General features: G+C 70.7%; 13 protein-coding genes and 2 pseudogenes. 13 read left to right on the top strand and 2 right to left on the bottom strand.

Annotated elements, in window-relative coordinates:
• Nucleotides 1–3: 3 nt before the first annotated feature.
• Genes ACYUED_RS45145 through ACYUED_RS45110 form a run of 8 tightly spaced genes read left to right on the top strand, consistent with a single transcriptional unit; the run spans nucleotide 4 to nucleotide 7,578 of the window.
• A complete protein-coding gene (locus ACYUED_RS45145; RefSeq protein WP_491290179.1) occupies nucleotides 4–588 on the top strand; it encodes a nucleotide exchange factor GrpE in 585 nt (194 codons plus the stop codon).
• 6 nt (nucleotides 589–594) lie between these two features.
• Nucleotides 595–1,542: a DnaJ C-terminal domain-containing protein gene (locus ACYUED_RS45140; RefSeq protein WP_491290178.1), complete on the top strand. Its 948-nt coding sequence runs from the start codon at nucleotides 595–597 to the stop codon at nucleotides 1,540–1,542.
• A complete protein-coding gene (locus ACYUED_RS45135; protein WP_491290177.1) occupies nucleotides 1,542–1,910 on the top strand; it encodes a chaperone modulator CbpM in 369 nt (122 codons plus the stop codon). Before ACYUED_RS45140 ends, ACYUED_RS45135 begins: the two co-directional genes overlap by 1 nt.
• A complete protein-coding gene (gene clpB / locus ACYUED_RS45130; protein ID WP_491290176.1) occupies nucleotides 1,901–4,540 on the top strand; it encodes an ATP-dependent chaperone ClpB in 2,640 nt (879 codons plus the stop codon). The genes ACYUED_RS45135 and clpB overlap by 10 nt, the downstream gene beginning before the upstream one ends.
• Nucleotides 4,537–4,983, top strand: coding sequence for a thioredoxin (trxA, locus tag ACYUED_RS45125; RefSeq protein ID WP_491290175.1), 447 nt, complete (start codon nucleotides 4,537–4,539; stop codon nucleotides 4,981–4,983). Before clpB ends, trxA begins: the two co-directional genes overlap by 4 nt.
• 5 nt (nucleotides 4,984–4,988) lie before the next feature.
• Nucleotides 4,989–5,252, top strand: a complete 264-nt coding sequence (locus ACYUED_RS45120) for a UBP-type zinc finger domain-containing protein (protein ID WP_491290174.1) — start codon at nucleotides 4,989–4,991, stop codon at nucleotides 5,250–5,252.
• Nucleotides 5,252–7,033, top strand: a complete 1,782-nt coding sequence (locus ACYUED_RS45115) for an FAD-dependent oxidoreductase (protein ID WP_491290173.1) — start codon at nucleotides 5,252–5,254, stop codon at nucleotides 7,031–7,033. Before ACYUED_RS45120 ends, ACYUED_RS45115 begins: the two co-directional genes overlap by 1 nt.
• Before the next feature lie 47 nt (nucleotides 7,034–7,080).
• The gene (locus ACYUED_RS45110) at nucleotides 7,081–7,578 is read left to right on the top strand and encodes an Hsp20/alpha crystallin family protein (RefSeq protein WP_491290172.1); all 498 of its coding nucleotides are present in this window, start codon (nucleotides 7,081–7,083) and stop codon (nucleotides 7,576–7,578) included.
• Between the two features lie 104 nt (nucleotides 7,579–7,682).
• Here the strand turns inward: ACYUED_RS45110 and ACYUED_RS45105 are convergent, their stop codons facing one another.
• The gene (locus ACYUED_RS45105) at nucleotides 7,683–9,329 is read right to left on the bottom strand and encodes a nuclease/transposase family protein (RefSeq protein ID WP_491290171.1); all 1,647 of its coding nucleotides are present in this window, start codon (nucleotides 9,327–9,329) and stop codon (nucleotides 7,683–7,685) included.
• A complete protein-coding gene (locus tag ACYUED_RS45100; RefSeq protein WP_491290170.1) occupies nucleotides 9,322–9,909 on the bottom strand; it encodes an IS607 family transposase in 588 nt (195 codons plus the stop codon). The genes ACYUED_RS45105 and ACYUED_RS45100 overlap by 8 nt, the downstream gene beginning before the upstream one ends.
• 722 nt (nucleotides 9,910–10,631) lie before the next feature.
• On the opposite strand from ACYUED_RS45100, the pseudogene ACYUED_RS45095 reads away from it, so the two are divergent.
• The 5 genes and pseudogenes from ACYUED_RS45095 to ACYUED_RS45075 form a co-directional block, all read left to right on the top strand.
• Nucleotides 10,632–11,753, top strand: a pseudogene (locus tag ACYUED_RS45095) (hypothetical protein); the annotation flags it as partial.
• A gap of 379 nt (nucleotides 11,754–12,132) precedes the next feature.
• Nucleotides 12,133–14,310 carry an FUSC family protein gene (locus ACYUED_RS45090; RefSeq protein ID WP_491290169.1) on the top strand — a complete coding sequence of 726 codons (2,178 nt, stop codon included), beginning with the start codon at nucleotides 12,133–12,135 and terminating at the stop codon, nucleotides 14,308–14,310.
• A 152-nt stretch (nucleotides 14,311–14,462) separates the two neighbouring features.
• Nucleotides 14,463–14,618, top strand: a pseudogene (locus ACYUED_RS45085) (IS5/IS1182 family transposase); the annotation flags it as partial.
• Between the two features lie 195 nt (nucleotides 14,619–14,813).
• Complete coding sequence (locus ACYUED_RS45080) at nucleotides 14,814–15,653, top strand: SDR family oxidoreductase (RefSeq protein ID WP_491294738.1); 840 nt, start codon at nucleotides 14,814–14,816, stop codon at nucleotides 15,651–15,653.
• Between the two features lie 6 nt (nucleotides 15,654–15,659).
• Nucleotides 15,660–16,997: an NAD(P)/FAD-dependent oxidoreductase gene (locus ACYUED_RS45075; RefSeq protein WP_491290168.1), complete on the top strand. Its 1,338-nt coding sequence runs from the start codon at nucleotides 15,660–15,662 to the stop codon at nucleotides 16,995–16,997.
• The last annotated feature ends 23 nt before the right edge of the window (nucleotides 16,998–17,020 follow it).

Genomic DNA, 17,020 nt, shown 5'->3' with positions numbered 1-17,020 from the left:
ACCATGCCCATCCCACCCCGGGGCCCAGAGCCCGATCCGCCACCGGAAGGCGCCGTACAGCCGCCGCGCGGGGACCTTACGCAGCCCGGACCGCCGACCGAACAGGCCGGGCCGGGGCCCGACGCCGCAACCGGCACCGCCGCACCCGACGACGAGTCCTCGGCCGCGCTGCGCGAGGCCGAGGACCGCTGGCGCCGCGCCCTGGCCGACCTCGACAACCTGCGCAAACGTCATGCCAGGGAGCTGAAGGGACAGGCCGCGGCCGAACGCGCCCGTACGGCTGCGGCCTTCCTGCCCGTCATCGACAACCTGGAACTTGCCCTGAGCCACGCGGCCGCCGACCCCGGTGCGATTGTCGAAGGTGTCCGGGCTGTGCGTGACCAGGCCGTGAACGTCCTGGAGCAGCTGGGCTACCCGCGCCAGGCGGAGAGCGGCGTGCCGTTCGACCCGGCCCTGCACGAGGTCGTCGGCGTGGTCCAGGAACCCGACGCCGATCCGAACACGGTGGTCCAGGTGCTGCGACCCGGTTACGGGGAGGCCGAGCGGCAGCTGCGACCTGCCGCCGTGACGGTCGCCAAGCGGGAGTGAGCGGCCATGGCAGGCGACTTCTACGAGGTGCTCGGCGTTGCGCGCACCGCCGACCGGGACGAGATCCAGCGGGCCTACCGCACCCTGGCCCGCAAGTACCACCCCGACGTCAACAAGGACCCCCAGGCGGAGGAGCGGTTCAAGGAGATCAACGAGGCCTTCAGCGTGCTGTCCGATCCGGAGCAGCGAGCCCGGTACGACCGCTTCGGCGAGGACTTCCGGAAGGTCCCGGAGGACTGGGAGGAGCGCGTCGGCGCCGACGCCGGAGCCGGAGCGGGAGCGGGCGGCGGATTCCGGTGGACGACCGGCGGCGGTCCCCGGGTGCGGTACTCCACGGCGGGCTTCGACGGCGAGGGGGTCGACGTCGAGGATCTGTTCGGCTCGCTGTTCGGCGGCGCCGGGCGGATGCGCGTGCCCGGCGCCGACCAGGAGGCCGAACTGCCGCTCACCGTCGAGGAGGCATATCGGGGCGGCCGCCGCACGGTCACCCTCGCCGGGCCGACCGGGCAGCGGCGCTACCAGGTCGACGTGCCGCCCGGCACCACCGACGGGCAGCGCATCCGGCTGGCCGGGGAGGGCGGGCGCGGGAGCGGCGACGACGCCCCCGCCGGTGACCTGTTTCTGAGGGTGCGGATCCAGCCGCACCCCGAGTTCCGCCTCGACGGCCGGGACGTCCACGTGAGGCTTCCGGTCACCCCGTGGGAGGCGGCGCTGGGCGCGACCGTGCCGGTTCGCACGCCGAGCGGTGCCACGGCGAAGGTGACCGTGCCCGCCGGATCCTCCAGCGGACGGCGCCTGCGGCTGCGCGGCGAGGGCATGCCGGATCCGCGCGGCGCGAACGGAGACCTGTACGCGGAGTTGCGGATCATGGTGCCGCCCCGGCTGAGCGACCGGGAGCGCGAGCTGCTGGAGGAACTTGCCACTGTCTCCTCGTTCGACCCCAGGAGGACCTGATGACCGACCGACCGGCCGAGGCCCGCCCGTCCCACGCAAGCACACACGAGGTGGGCGTGCAGTACGCAATTGTGCCCGTGCCCAGGCTCTCGCTGGAGACCGCGGCCCGCCGCTCAGGCCTCCATCCCGACCTGATCCGTCGATTCGTCGCCCTGGGCCTGGTGGACGCCGGCCGTGACGCCTCCGGACGGCTGGTGTTCGCCCCAACGGCCCCGGCCGCCCTGGCCCGCGTCCAGCGGTTGCGCACCGGCCTGTGCCTGAACTACGCGTCCCTCGGTCTGGTGCTCGACCTGCTCGACCGCATCAGCCTGCTCGAAGCCGCGCTGCGGCGTGCAGGCAGGAGGAGTGATCTACCACCATGGACATGAACCGCCTGACCCAGAAGTCACAGGAAGCCCTGCAGGAGGCCCAGAGCGCCGCCGGCCGCCTGGGCCACACCGAGGTCGACGGCGAACATCTGCTGCTCGCCCTCCTCGACCAGGAGGAGGGCCTGATCCCGCGGCTGCTGCAGCAGGCGGGCACCGAGCCCAAGGAGTTGCGCGCGGCCGTACGCGAGGACCTCTCCCGCCGGCCCAAGGTGACCGGCCCGGGCGCGGCGCCGGGCCAGGTCTTCGTCACCCAGCGCCTGGCCCGGCTGCTGGACGCGGCCGAGCGGGAGGCCAAACGCCTCAAGGACGAGTACGTGTCCGTGGAACACCTCCTGCTGGCGCTGGCCGAGGAGGGCTCGGCGACCGCCGCCGGGCGGCTGCTGAAGGAGCACGGCGTGACCCGGGAGTCCTTCCTCGGCGCGCTCACCCGGGTCCGCGGCAATCAGCGCGTGACCTCCGCCAATCCCGAGGTGGCCTACGAGGCCCTGGAGAAGTACGGCCGCGATCTCGTCGCCGAGGCCAGGGCCGGGCGGCTCGACCCCGTCATCGGCCGGGACGCCGAGATCCGCCGCGTCACCCAGATCCTCAGCCGCAAGAGCAAGAACAACCCCGTCCTGATCGGCGACCCCGGCGTCGGCAAGACCGCCATCGTCGAGGGCCTGGCCCAGCGCATCGTCCGCGGCGACGTGCCCGAAGGACTCCGCGACAAGATCGTGTTCGCCCTCGACATGGGCTCCCTGGTCGCCGGCGCCAAGTACCGCGGTGAGTTCGAAGAACGCCTCAAGGCCGTACTGAGCGAGGTGAAGGCCGCCCAGGGGCGCATCCTGCTCTTCGTCGACGAACTGCACACCGTCGTCGGCGCGGGCGCCGCCGAAGGGGCCATGGACGCGGGCAACATGCTCAAGCCCATGCTCGCCCGCGGCGAACTGCACATGATCGGCGCGACCACCCTGGACGAGTACCGCAAGCACATCGAGAAGGACGCCGCCCTCGAACGCCGCTTCCAGCAGGTCCTGGTCGACGAACCCAGCGTGGAGGACACCGTCTCCATCCTGCGCGGCCTGCGCGAACGCCTGGAGGTCTTCCACGGCGTCAAGATCCAGGACACCTCGCTGGTCGCGGCGGCGACGCTCTCCCACCGCTACATCACCGACCGTTTCCTGCCCGACAAGGCCATCGACCTCGTCGACGAGGCCTGTGCCCGGCTGCGTACCGAGATCGACTCCATGCCCGCCGAACTCGACGAGATCACCCGTCGGGTGACCCGCCTGGAGATCGAGGACGCGGCCCTGTCCAAGGAGACCGATCCCGCGAGCAAAGCCCGTCTGGAGGAGCTGCGCAGGGAACTGGCCGACCTGCGCGGCGAGGCCGACGCCAAACACGCCCAGTGGGAGGCCGAACGGCAGGCGATCCGCCGCGTGCAGGAGCTGCGCCAGGAACTGGAGCAGGTCCGCCACGAGGCGGAGGAGGCCGAACGCGCCTACGACCTCAACCGCGCCGCCGAACTCCGCTACGGCCGCCTCCAGGACCTGGAGCGCCGGCTCGCCGCAGAGGAGGAGCAACTGGCCGCCAAACAGGGGCAGAACCGGCTGCTGCGCGAGGTCGTCACCGAGGAGGAGATCGCCGAGATCGTCGCCGCCTGGACCGGCATCCCCGTCGCCCGCCTCCAGGAGGGCGAACGCGAGAAACTGCTGCGCCTCGACGAGATCCTGCGCGAGCGCGTGATCGGTCAGGACGAGGCCGTCAAGCTCGTCGCCGACGCCGTCATCCGCGCCCGCTCCGGCATCCGCGACCCTCGCCGCCCCATCGGCTCGTTCATCTTCCTCGGCCCCACCGGCGTCGGGAAGACCGAGCTGGCCAAGACCCTCGCCCGGGCCCTGTTCGACTCCGAGGAGAACATGGTCCGCCTCGACATGAGCGAGTACCAGGAGCGGCACACCGTCAGCCGGCTCATGGGGGCCCCGCCCGGATACGTCGGCTACGAGGAAGGCGGCCAGCTCACCGAGGCCGTACGCCGCAAGCCGTACTCGGTCGTGCTGTTCGACGAGATCGAGAAGGCGCACACCGATGTCTTCAACACCCTGCTGCAGATCCTCGATGACGGCCGCATCACCGACGCCCAGGGCCGCACCGTCGACTTCCGCAACACCGTGATCATCATGACGTCCAACATCGGCTCCGAGCACCTCCTCGACGGCGCCACCGCCGAGGGCGAGATCAAGCCGGACGCCCGCGCCCTGGTGATGGGCGAGCTGCGCGGGCACTTCCGCCCGGAGTTCCTCAACCGCGTCGACGACATCGTGCTGTTCAAGCCTCTCGGTGAACGGCAGATCGAGCGGATCGTGGAGCTGCAGTTCGACGAGCTGCGCCGACGCCTCGCCGAACGCCGCATCGACGTCGAACTCACCGATTCGGCCCGCGAGTTGATCGCCCATCAGGGTTACGACCCGGTGTACGGGGCCCGACCGCTGCGGCGTTACATCTCCCACGAGGTCGAGACACTCGTCGGGCGCGCCCTGCTGCGCGGCGACGTCCAGGACGGCGCGAAGGTCCGCGTCGACGCCGAGCACGGAGAACTGGTGGTCACCTACGACCAGCCCGAGGACGTGAAGGGCGCGAGGGCGGCATGAGCACCGTGCAAGCCACCAACGTCACCTGTCCGCACTGCGGGCGCACCAACCGGGTGCCGGCGGCCGCCGAGGGCCGCCCCAGGTGCGGCAACTGCAAGCAGCCGCTGCCGTGGATGGCCGACGCGGGCGACGACGACTTCACCGAGGTCGTCGAGCAGGCCACCGTGCCCGTCGTCGTCGACTTGTGGGCCACCTGGTGCGGTCCCTGCCGCATGGTGAGCCCCGCGCTGGAGAAGGTCGCCGCCGATCTCGCGGGAAAGATCAAACTGGTCAAGGTCGACATCGACAAGAACCCGCGCCTGGCGCGGCGGTTCGAGGTCCAGGCGGTACCGACGCTGCTGGTCCTCGACCGGGGCGAGACGGTCGCCCGGCAGGCGGGGGCGGCGCCCGCCCCCGCTCTGCGCCAGTGGGTGGAACAGTCGATCACTGCCCGGGAAGGGTGATCCGGATGACTCTGCACGCAGACCCCCACCTCGCGCTTGTCCGGCCGGTCCAGCCGCAGACCCCAGAAGGGTGTCAGGAGTGCCTGCTGCTCGGCTCCCCGTGGGTCCACCTCAGGCTCTGCCTGACCTGCGGGCACGTCGGCTGCTGCGATTCCTCGCCGAACCGGCACGCCCGCCGTCACGCCGCCGCCGACGGCCATCCGATCGTGGCGTCGCTGGAGCCCGGCGAGGACTGGCGCTGGTGCTTCGTCCATGAGGCGTTCGTGTGATGCCCGGCGACGAGAAGCGGCCCGGCGCAGCGCCTGTGCCGGACGAGGCGGAGGAGAGCGTCCCCTTCGAGACTCCCGACATCTACGGCGCCTATCCCCGCCTGTCGGACGACCAGATGGCCCGCCTGGCGCAGCATGGCCGGCGGCGCGCGGCTGACACCGGTGACGTGCTGATCCGGGAGGGGGAGCGGTGCGAGACGTTCTACGTCGTCCTCAGTGGCTCGGTCGCCGTCGTCGAGGGCTACGGCACGCCCGATGAACACCTGCTGCGTGTGCACGGCCCTGGTCGCTTCATCGGCGAACTCGGCCTCCTGAACGGACAGGTGGCCTTCTACACCGCCGTGGTCAGGGACCCCGGCGAGATCCTCGCCCTGTCCATGGATCAGCTGCGTGACCTGGTGACCCGGGACTCCAGCCTTGGTGATGTGGTGCTGCGCGCCTGCCTGGGCCGCCGCGCTCTGCTCGTCGGGCAGGGCGCCGGTTTCCGCATCATCGGCTCGCGCTACTCGCCCGACACCCGGCGGCTGCGCGAGTTCGCCGCCCGCAACCGGCTGCCGCACCGCTGGATCGATCTGGAGACTGACGAAGAGGCCGAGGCGCTGCTGCGGCGCTTCGCGGTCGGTCCGGAGCAGACGCCGCTGGTGATCTGGCGGGACACGACCCTGCTGCGCAATCCGAGCAACGCCGAACTGGCCCGGTTCATCGGCCTGCCGCCCCTGAAGTCGGGCAACGGCCGCGGCGATCTCCTCATCGTCGGCTCCGGTCCGGCAGGTCTCGCCGCCGCGGTCAACGCCGCCTCGGAGGGCCTCGGCACGACCGTGGTCGAGGCGCTGGCCACCGGCGGCCAGGCCGGGACGTCCTCCCGCATCGACAACTGCTTCGGCTTCCCCTCCGGCATCTCCGGCGCCGAACTCACCGAGCGCGCTGTGCTCCAGGCGGACAAGTTCGGCGCCCGGATCAGCGTCCCGGCGGAGGCGGCCCGGCTCGAACGGCGGGACGGCCACTACGCCGTCGGGTTCGCCGACGGCAGCGAGGTCACCGCCCGTACCGTCGTCCTGGCCACCGGCGCCCGCTACCGCCGCCTCCATGTGCCCGGCATCGAGCCGTTGGAGGGCGCGAGCGTCCACTACTCGGCAACCGTCTACGAGGCCCAGCAGTGCCGTACCGACCCGGTTGCAGTGGTCGGCGGCGGCAACTCCGCGGGCCAGGCAGTGCTCTTCCTGGCCGGGTACGCACCGCAGGTGTATCTGCTCATCCGCGGGCCGAGCCTCGAGGCGCACATGTCCCGCTACCTGATCGATCAGATCGAGCGCCACCCGCGGGTGCGCGTGCTGCTGCGCACCGAGGTGACCGAGGCACTCGGAGACAAGGTGCTGGAGGCGGTCACCGTGGTCGACCACCGTACGGGTGAGCACCGCCACCTCGAGGTGCGGGCCCTTTTCGTCTTCACCGGGGCCGACCCTCACACCGATTGGCTGTCCGGCGCGCTCGCCCTCGACGCGCGCGGCTACGTGCTCACCGGCGCGGATGCGCAGGCCTGCTCCGTTCCCGAGCTGTGGCAGAGCCAGGGCCGCGACTGCCTGACGTTGGAGACCAGCATGCCTGGTGTATTCGCCGCCGGCGACGTCCGCAGCGGCTCGGTGAAGCGCGTGGCCTCCGCGGTCGGCGAAGGCGCGATGTGCATCCACTTCGTGCACCGCTATCTGGGCCACACGGCCGCGCCCGGCGGCACCGACAGCTCCCCGCACACCCGTCCGAAGGAGTCCGCTTGGCTCGCATGACACCCAGCGGGCGACGAGATCACGAGAAGGAGAAGGAGGCGATGGGAATGACCACGCCCGTCCGGCGCCATCGCGGTGGCGCCATGCAGGACAGGCCCCTTGGCTGGGCACGCAATCCGCTGACGGAGTTCGACCAACTGCTCAGCGAGATGAGCGGACTGATCGAATCCACGGTGGGAGGCGCGGCGCCCGCAGTCGCGTGGACACCCCTGGCGGATGTCACGGAGTCCGACGACGCCTTCCACGTCGAGATCGAACTCCCCGGCGTCAAGAGCAAGGACATCGACGTCGAAGCGAACGGCCAGGAGCTGGTGGTCACCGGAGAGATCAAGGAGAAGGAACGCAAAGGCGTCCTGCGCCGGAGCACCCGCCGTACCGGAGCCTTCGAGTACCGGCTGCGGCTGCCCGGAGAGCTCGACACCGAAAAGATCAATGCGCAGATGTCGGACGGGGTGCTCACCATCTCCGTCCCCAAGGCCGAGGTCACAAAGCCCCGGCACGTCGAGATCAGCGAGACGAGTGAAAGCACCGAGAGCAGCGGCTGAGACCCGAACGCCGCGGTTCCGGGCACCCGTCCGGCACCGCGGCCGGGCCGGCGAGCTCGACACCCGGGGTGACTCATGAACGACGTCCCGTGTCACAACCGTTCCTAAACAGTGTCCAGGAGTGACATTTGCTGCCAGCTCCTGGAACTGCGCGCATCCCGAACGGTGTTGGATGCGCTGGTCTCCCGCGTTCGCTGTGTCCCCGTCCGGCTGCGTGCATCGTGTGCACGCTCCGTGACGGGTGGGCGGGTTCCCTCATGCCCTCGTGCGCCTGGTCCGGCCTGGGCGGTCCGATGCCCCACAGCATCGCTCTGGTGCTGCGGGGGCGGTGCCGTCCGTCGCCGGATCGGGTGCCCGAGGGCGCGCCTGCCGATCGCGACGCTCGCGGCGTCGTGCCGGGACATCTTGCGAGTCTTGCCGGCCAGGGGCTTACGCCAATGCTGGTCGCCCCACATCGACGTGTACGCCGGGTCGACCGCGACGATCGACAGGCCGTGCTCGGCGGCCATGGACACCAGACGGGCCTTGAGCTTGCCTGTCGGGATGCCGGAGATGAGCTGCCGGAACCGCTTCTTGCGGCCGTGCTTCTCGCGGGTCTTCTCGGCGGTGAAGTCCAGGTTCTCGATACCGATCGCCTTGACGCCGCACCGGTTGGCCCAGTGCAGCAGCCGGCTGATGGCGTGCCGGATCTGCGCGTCGCGGTGGTCGGCGGTGCCGGACAGGTCGTAGAAGAACCGCTTCGGGTCGCCGACCGGGTTGCCGTTGCGGTCGAGCCGGTAGGCGGCGAAGTGGTCAGCGTTCGTATCGACGCCGACCATGCCCTGGGCGCGGGCTGTCTCCAACGGGACCGTCTTCACCACGGGCTTCGTCCACGAGGCGGTGATGTACCAGCGCCCGCGCTCCACATCGAGGTGGATGCGGTAGGCGACAGCACGGTTGGCTTCGACGCGGTCGCGCCACTGCGCGCCCCGGTGCTGGAACTGGACCCTGCAGGAGAGGACGTACCGGCCGAACTTGCCGTTGGCCAGATGGGCCAGTGGTGCGGGCAGCTTGATGGAGACCTCGCCATCGGGGGTGACGCGGATCGTCTCGTTCCCGTACCGCTTGCCGGACTCGCCGTCAGCAGCGAGGAACCAGCGTTCGGCTTCCCAGCGCCGGCGCCACTGGGCCTCGCTGAGCTGCGCATCCTGGAGGTTGTTGCGGTTGCCCAGCAGGCGTCGGCCGCCGCGCACGACGTGCACGACACCGGCCTCACGCTCCACGCGGGCGACATCGAGGCGGTGTTCCAGGGTCGCCAGACGGCGGGACTTGTGGCACCACTCGCCCCGACTGCGGTATCCGCCGGGTGCCCGCTTGGTGCCTTTCTCCCCGATCGGCTGGGCCAGTCGGTGCATCAGCGTCCGCACACCGGCCTCAAGCCCTTGGATGTGGGCGAGCTGACAGCGGCGGGACAGTGCCCACTGATCGTGAGTGGCCTTCGTGATCGAACCGGCCCACCGGGACGAGGAGTCGGCCGTCAGGCCCTGCTTGCGGGCGGCCCACGTGTCGCTGTCGTGGTCCAGGCCGTCGGCGCAGCGGTTCTTGAGGTCCAGCGAGGCGAGGCGTCCGAGGTGTTCACCGACCAGCCGCAACACCTTGTCGTCCACGTCGGTGAGGTGCTTGAGGCGGTCGCGTATCGCCACCCCGGACGGCCCGGGCGCGACGAACGGTGCGTCGATGGTGCGGAGCTTCTTCTTCTTCGGCTCACTCATCGCCGGCCGCCGCTTCGAGAGCCTTCCTCGCCCGGTTCTTCGCCGACCGACGGCCGTACAGGCGGGCGCAGAACGACGTCAGTACCTCCACCATGTCCCGGACCAGGTCGTCTTCGTCGTCTTCGACTTCGCCGTCATCGAGGACGACCAGTCGGCGGCCAGTCGCGGACAGGGCGGCCTCGATCAGCTCCACGTTCATCCGCCCGAGGCGGTCCTTGCGCTCGACCACGACCGTGGTCACCGCCGGATCGGCCGGCAGCCGCTTCACCTTCGCGCGGCAGCCGTTCACACCCGAGGCGATCTCGGACTCGATCCGCACAACCTTCTGTCCCGCCTCCGCCGCCCATGCCGACAGGCGAGCGGTCTGCCGCTCCAGGTCCGGCTTCCGATCGTGCGAGGAAACGCGGGCATACAGACCTACACCACCGGTCACCGAGGGTGAGGCGTTCGCTTCGATGTTCACCAGGATCGTGCGCGGCCCCACCCGGCGCGCGGGCACCGGCAAGGCGCCCTCACGAAACCAGCGATATGCCGTATGCGGGTTCACCCCCTGCGCCCGCGCCCACTCCGTCAGGTTCATATGCTGATAACGCCACCACTCCCTCATGGTTACGCACACTCAACAACCCTCCGCTGCCAGCAGTTGGCAACCCCTCACGGCGGCGGAGACTCGGCACGCCGCTCCCCACCGGCTTGCTTTCGGCGCCGCAGACGCCAGGCTCGCAGCAGTCGAAGGGGGAGCAGACCCAGCGGTGCTCGCCGGCCCATGTCCTCCTGGTCCTCGCGGTCGAATGCCCGTGCGTAACGCGCGGCGTCCTGGGCCGTCGGATATCGCTTGCTTCCCTCCGCTCCGCACCCACGCGCGCAGCGCCAGAGCATCGTGTCGTCCTCATGGCGAAAGCGAAAACGGTGTCCGAGAAGGTGGCAGCGCAGCGGACCACCCTATGCGGACGTGTCCATTTCGGCCCGCTCTGTCCCTCTCCGGGCAACAGCCCATGGCGGCAGCCGAGGAAGCAGATCGCGCTGAAGCTGTTTGGGGCGGACGCCGAAGCGGGGTGGTCGGTGGCGCGGAGTGCGGTGCGTGCCGGGGTGATGCCTGAGCGGGTCTTCGCGCTGGCGGACGCGATCGCGGCCCGGTGCCGGGAGCAGGCCCTGTGCTGGGAAGACGAGGAGATCCGGCCGTACCGCCTGCACCTGCAGGCGGAGGCGGGCGTGTCACGCTGCGTCGACGTTACCTCGGCGGCGTCTGTGGGCACTTGGGGTCGCGGGGCAGCCGACGAGGAGGGTCCAGTCATGCGGGAGTCGCAGGGCGTTACGGTCGTGGCTCTCCTGGCGGATCCGGACGCGCCGACGGAGGTCGCGCAGCGCATGGCCCGGACACTTTCTGCTCGGCTCGCCGACAGGTCGGGCCAGGGGCGACGGTTCGATGTCGAGGTGGTCAGCGAGCCCTTCACCTCGGGGACGGAGGACCCGCCCACCTTGATGCGCCGGATCATGGACCGTGGGAGTGCGGAGAAGTGGGACATCGTGGTGGCCCTTACCGACCTTCCGCTGCACTTACACGGGCGCAAGCTCGCCGTGCATCTGAATCACGAACACGGCTTGGCGCTGCTCTCTCTTCCTTCACTGGGGGGCCTGCGGCTGCAGACGAGGGCCCGGCGGGCCGTCGAAGAAGCCGTGCTCGGCTTGGCGGATCCGCAAACCACTGGGGCTGAAGGACCTCCGCGAAGTCAGCCGCTTCTGGGGCCCTTCGTCAATCGTCTCGCGCCTATTCATCCGGGCCCAATGAGTGAGAAGGAGACCGACGATCTTCGGTACGTCGTCAGCGGGCCGCGCGGTTACCTGCGGGTGCTCGTCGGTATGGTCCGCGCCAACCGGCCGTGGCGGTTGGTGCCGGGCTTGTCGAAAGCCCTGGCGGCCGCACTCGCCACGGGAGCAGTCGCCACCGTGAACTCCACCGTCTGGAGCCTGGCCGCGTCCCTGAGCACGCCACGCCTCGTGATTGCCATGGTCGGGTCCGTTGCGATCATGATCGGCTGGCTGATCGTGGACGCGGACCTGTGGCATCGATCACCAGAGAGCTCGCCGGAGGCTAGGCAGAGGACGCGGCTCTACAACGCCTCGACGGTCGTGACCGTGGGTATCGGGGTGCTCGTCTGCTACGTGGGTTTGATGGTCATCAACTGGGTGTGGGCGCTGTTCATCCTCAACGACCAACTGTTCGCTTCCGCGACACGAAACCCACTGCACGCCGAGGAGTACCTGACGTTGTCCTGGTTCGTCGCTTCGGTCGCCACCGTGGGCGGCGCGCTGGGATCAGGTTTGGAGAGCGACGAGGCGATCCGGGCAGCCGCCTACTCCAAGCGCGAACAGGAACGTCGCCACGCGCTCCAAGGCGACCACGGTGACCAGCCCTCGAAGTGAACCGATACGGCACAAATGGCTCCCGGACGCGCGTGCGGCATCGCCGCTCACCGCTGGTCGGCGTACCGGGCGTTCGTGCTCCACGCGGCGGCCCTTCGGCGACGCCGGGGCGTCCCGGTAGGGGAGGTCCGTCACCCTTCTTCAGCCGCTTCGCGACCTCCGTCGGCCATCCCGGATCGGCCCCGAGGACGACGTCGAGCCGCTGGGGCTGAACAGCCGGCGCTGGGGGTGTGGTCATCGATCGCCGATGTACGCGAGGGTGTGCCGGTCTATGAGTGAAGGCCCCCGGGGGGCGCGCATCCGCCGATGCGTGGTGCCGTCAGGAGGCGGCGGGGCGGCCGACGCGCCCCGGCAGGGTCTTTTGGCTAGGCTCACACCCGTGACGTGGCTGCGGACCTTCGGGGAGGTCGTGCGATCCGGGCTCACGATCGAGGAGACGCGGCTGGAGCCCCTGCTCGCGTTGCGCACGGCTGCTGGGGTGGCGATCGTCGTCGGGCCGGCGCTGTGGCTGGTCTCCCCCGCGTACGCCGCGTCCGCCGCCCTCGGTGCCTACTCCGCGGGCGGGGCCACCTTCCAGCGCACCTGGCGTCCACGCAAGGTGATCGCGCTCGGCGCAGGCGCGGGTCTGGCACTCAGCACGTTCGTGGGCTACCTGGCGGCGGGGCGGCTCGTGACGTTCCTCCCGCTGCTGGCCGTATGGGCCTTTGCCGCTGGGATGGCGTGGGCCCTCGGATCGACCGCTGGGATCGTCGCAGCGACGACGGTCGGCAGCATGCTGGTGACCGTCACCCTGCCCACGAGCGTCGGGCGAGCCCTGGAGCACGCCGGGATCATCGCGCTCGGGGGCGTGGCGCAGGCCGTGCTGATCTTGCTGTTCCCGATCCGCCGTTGGGGCGCGCATCGCGACGCGCTCGCCGACGCCCTGGCCGCCGTGGGGGACTACGCCCGTCGGCTGCGGCACGACCCGACCGCCCCGTTCGACCCGGAGCCGTTGATGACGGCCCGGGACGCGGCCGCCGTGACGCCATCACAGGCCCGCACCCGTCCCCCCGTCCTCCACGGCCCCCGGGGCCTCGTCGAGCGCATCCTGCCGGTCGTCGCCGCGCTCGCCGACCCGCACGTCGGCGCCCCGGCAGAGGGACCCGGGCGGGACCGCGCACGGGAGTTGCTCGACACAGCCGGCGACGTACTGGATGCGGCCGCCCGCTCGATTCGCCGCGGAACTCCCGCCGAGGTGCCTCCCGGGAGCGCGGATGTCCTGCGCGTCGACGAGGAGGACGAGGTGCTGGAGGGGCCCGCCCGGCAGGCCGCCCAGCGGCTCGTGGAACTGCTCGCCGAGGCGTTGGCGATCGCCGAGAGCGGCGGGGCGCGCGACAAGGCTCCTACGCCGCCCGGCACCGCGAGCGCCCAGTTCCTGGTGCGCCCGACCATGTTCCGGCTGGTCCCGGTCGTCGCCCGGGCGGTCCGCCGTGAGCTCCGCCGGGACTCGCCCGTGTTCCGGCACGCCGTCCGCCTGGCGGCGGTGGCCACGCTCGGCTATCTCATCGCTTCCCGGCTACCCCTGGGCCACGGCTACTGGGCGCCCATCGCCTCGGTGATGGTGATGCGGCCGGACTTCCACCGGACGTACGCGCGTGCGGTGGCCCGTCTCGTCGGGACCCTGGCGGGGGTCGCGCTCGCCACCGGGATGGTGCAGGCTCTGGGCCCGGACGCCCATGTGTTCGGCGCGCTGGCGGTGGTCTCGGCGGGCCTGTCGTACACGCTGCTCCGTACCGGCTACGCCTACTCCCAGTGCTTCACTGCCGCGTACGTCGTCTTCCTGCTCGGCATGGGCGGCCAGGCATGGGAGCAGACGGTCCCGGAGCGGGTGGTGCTCACCCTGCTCGGCGGGGCCCTGGCCATGCTGGCGTACGTGGTGTTCCCCGCATGGGAGACCCCCCGGCTGCCGAGCCGGCTCGCGGACTGGCTCGCCGCCAACGGCCGCTACGCGGCCGCAGTGCTCCGCAGCTACGCCGAACCGACCCGGGAACATCGCGCCGACATGCGCAGGGCACTGCTGGCCAGCAGGGAGGCACGTGCCGCCTGGCAGGAGGCCTACGACCAGGCAAGGCAGGAACCGGTCCGCCCCAGAGGTCTGACATCGCGCGAGGCGGAGGAGGCGCAGGAGGCACTCAAGGGGTTCGACAGGGCCGCGATGCTCATGGAGAGCCACGTCCCTCGGGCCGACAGCCGTTTCGTCCCCGAGGCGGAGCGGCTCGCCGAGGCCCTGGAGTCGGACACCGCACAGGCCGCAGTCGACGTGCGCGAGCACAGGAATCCGGACTGGGGGCACGTGGAGGAAGCGTTCCACATGTGGGAGGGCGCCGCCGCCGGGGACCAGAGCCCGGTGCTACGGCGCGGGGCGGAACTGCAGAAGCGGGCCCTGGAGGACCTCGCGACAGCCGTAAGCCGCACACCCCTGGAACGGGACGTCGGCTCCGCCCGCGAGGAGCAACGGGTGCGGGCGGCCGTGGCTGCGGAAGGTGACGGACCCGGACCCACGCACCGGGGTGGATGACGGCTCCGGCGACGGGGAGCGCCGCGTCTCCTGAAGCGGGAAGTAGTCCCCCGGCCGCGTCGGCCGCAGCGCGACCGCACGCCGCCGCACGGGGTGCTGCGAACGTCTTGTCCAACACCAGGTGCCACGGGTATGGGTGCCCAGGAGCCGCGTTGGTTCCGTATTCTGCCGCACTCGACTTGCCCCACGCGCTGGTCGAGTGGGTGACCATGCTCATCGTCACCTGCGAGGGTGACCGTCGCTGCAAACTCCCTGCGCACCGGCGTGGGCTGGTCGGCCTGGTGTACGCAGCTCGTAGACCGACCGTGTGACGTACCGGGCCGAAGTGCGGCTGCGTTGCGCGCCGGTCGGTCCCCACCGCGACGCAGGGTGCTTTCGTCGGGGAGCCGGGTGTGCGACGGCTCCTGTGTCGGTCCTGACGGGTCGGACGACGTCCAGCCGTTCTCCGGCGCGTCGACCGGTTGCCGAGGGCGTCCGTCCGCAACGCAGAAGGAGAGATCGTGGTGGCAGGAAACGTCAGTGAGAGCCGCAAGGCGGTGTCCGCGCAGCTTCTCAGGGGCCAGAAGGCGTTGGTGACCGGCGCCAACTCGGGCATCGGCCTGGCGACCGCCGTCGCCCTGGGCCGGGCCGGAGCGGACGTAGTGGTGAACTACGTCGTCGGTGCGCACGAGGCAGACAACGTGGTGAAGGAGATCGAGGGCTTCGGGGTTCGCGCCTACGCCCACGAGGCCGACGTGTCCGACGAGGACCAGGTGGCCGCCATGATCGCGCGGATGGTCGAGGAGTTCGGCACCATCGACATCATGGTGGCCAACGCGGGCCTCCAGCGGGACTCGGCCGTGACGGAGATGACGCTCGCCCAGTGGCAGAAGGTCATCGACGTCAACCTGACCGGCCAGTTCCTGTGCGCGCGGGAGGCCGCCAAGGAGTTCGTCCGGCGCGGCGTGGTGGAGGAGGTCTCCCGGTCGGCGGGAAAAATCATCTGCATGAGCTCGGTCCACCAGATCGTCCCGTGGTCGGGGCACGTGAACTACGCCTCCTCCAAGGGCGGTGTGGGCATGCTGATGCAGACCCTGGCCCAGGAGCTGGCCCCCAAGCGGATCAGGGTCAACGCGGTCGCGCCCGGCGCCATCCGCACGCCGATCAACCGCGACGCCTGGTCCACCCCCGAGGCCGAGGCCGACCTCCTGCGGCTGATTCCGTACCGCCGCGTGGGCGACCCGGACGACATTGCCAACGCCGTCGTCGCCATGGCGTCCGACCTGTTCGACTACGTCGTCGGGACCACCCTCTACATCGACGGCGGAATGACGCTCTTTCCCGGCTTCGCCACCGGAGGCTGATCTCCGGTGCAGGATCACGTCACACCCCGCCGGGTGGTCATCCTCGGCGGAGGGTTCGCAGGGCTGTTCGCCGCCCGCGCGCTGCGGAGGTCCCCGGTCGCGGTAACCGTGGTCGACCGCCGAGCCCACCACCTCTTTCAACCGCTGCTGTACCAGTGCGCCTCCGGGATCCTGTCCGAGGGGCAGATCGCACAACCGCTGCGCGGCGTCCTGCGACGCCACCACAACGTGAAGTGCGTGCTCGCCGAGGCCACCGACGTGGATGCCGGCGCCCGGCTGGTCCACGCCCGGCGGCCCGAGGGCGGAGCCGTCGTGCTGCCGTATGACGATCTGATCGTCGCGGTGGGCATGCGTCAGTCCTACTTCGGGCACAACGAGTTCGCCGCGCACGCCCCCGGCATGAAGACCCTGGACGACGCGCTCGACATCCGCCGGCGGGTCTACCGGGCGTTCGAGATGGCCGAAACGGCCGCGGACGACCGGGAACGGCAGCAATGGCTCACCTTCGCGCTCGTCGGCGGTGGGCCGACCGGTGTCGAACTCGCGGGACAGATCCGGGAGATCGCCGGCCACACGCTTGAGCGGGAGTTCCAGACGATTGATTCCGCCAAGGCCCGGGTGCTGCTTTTCGAGGGGTCCGACGCGGTGCTGGGTGCGTTCGGTCCTCGTCTGGCCCACCGTGCGGCTCGAACCCTGCGGGGTCTCGGTGTGGAACTCCACCTCGGCACGATGGTCACCGACATCGATGCTCACGGCCTGACCGTACAAGACCATGACGGCAAGGCGACCCGGTTCGACGCACGCACCGTCCTGTGGACGGCGGGAGTCGAGGCGCCGCCCATCGCAGCCGCGCTGGCCCGGGCAACCGGGGCCAAACAGGACCGGGCCGGCCGCATCCTCGTAGAACCCGACCTCACCGTCCCGGGCCATCCGGAGATCCGCGTCACGGGCGACGCGATGAGCCTGAACAGGCTGCCGGGCCTGGCCGAAGTCGCCATGCAGTCCGGTGCGTACGTGGGCCGGAGCGTGCGCCACGCCGTCGAAGGCAGGACGAAGAAGCCGAAGCCCTTCAAGTACGTGGATCTCGGCAGCGCCGCCTACATCGCCCGCGGCCGGGCCGTGGTCAAGGCCGGCCCGCTGCATCTGTCGGGCTTCACCGGATGGCTGGCCTGGCTCTTCATCCACCTGGCCTTCCTCACCGGCTTCCGCAGCAGACTGGGAGCGGTGCTCAGCTGGTCCGTCGCCTTCGCCACCAGCTCCCGCCGCGAACGCGCCTTCACCATGCCCAACACCGGCGTGTCGGCGGCCCGGGTGAGCGACCCGGAGACACCTCCGCCGCCCTGACCGGCCCTGGTCGATCCTCTACG

The sequence above is a fragment of the Streptomyces sp. DF42 genome (genome assembly GCF_058267695.1).
The sequence above is the reverse complement of the archived record's forward strand: the minus strand, read 5'-3'. Positions and strand labels throughout refer to the sequence as shown.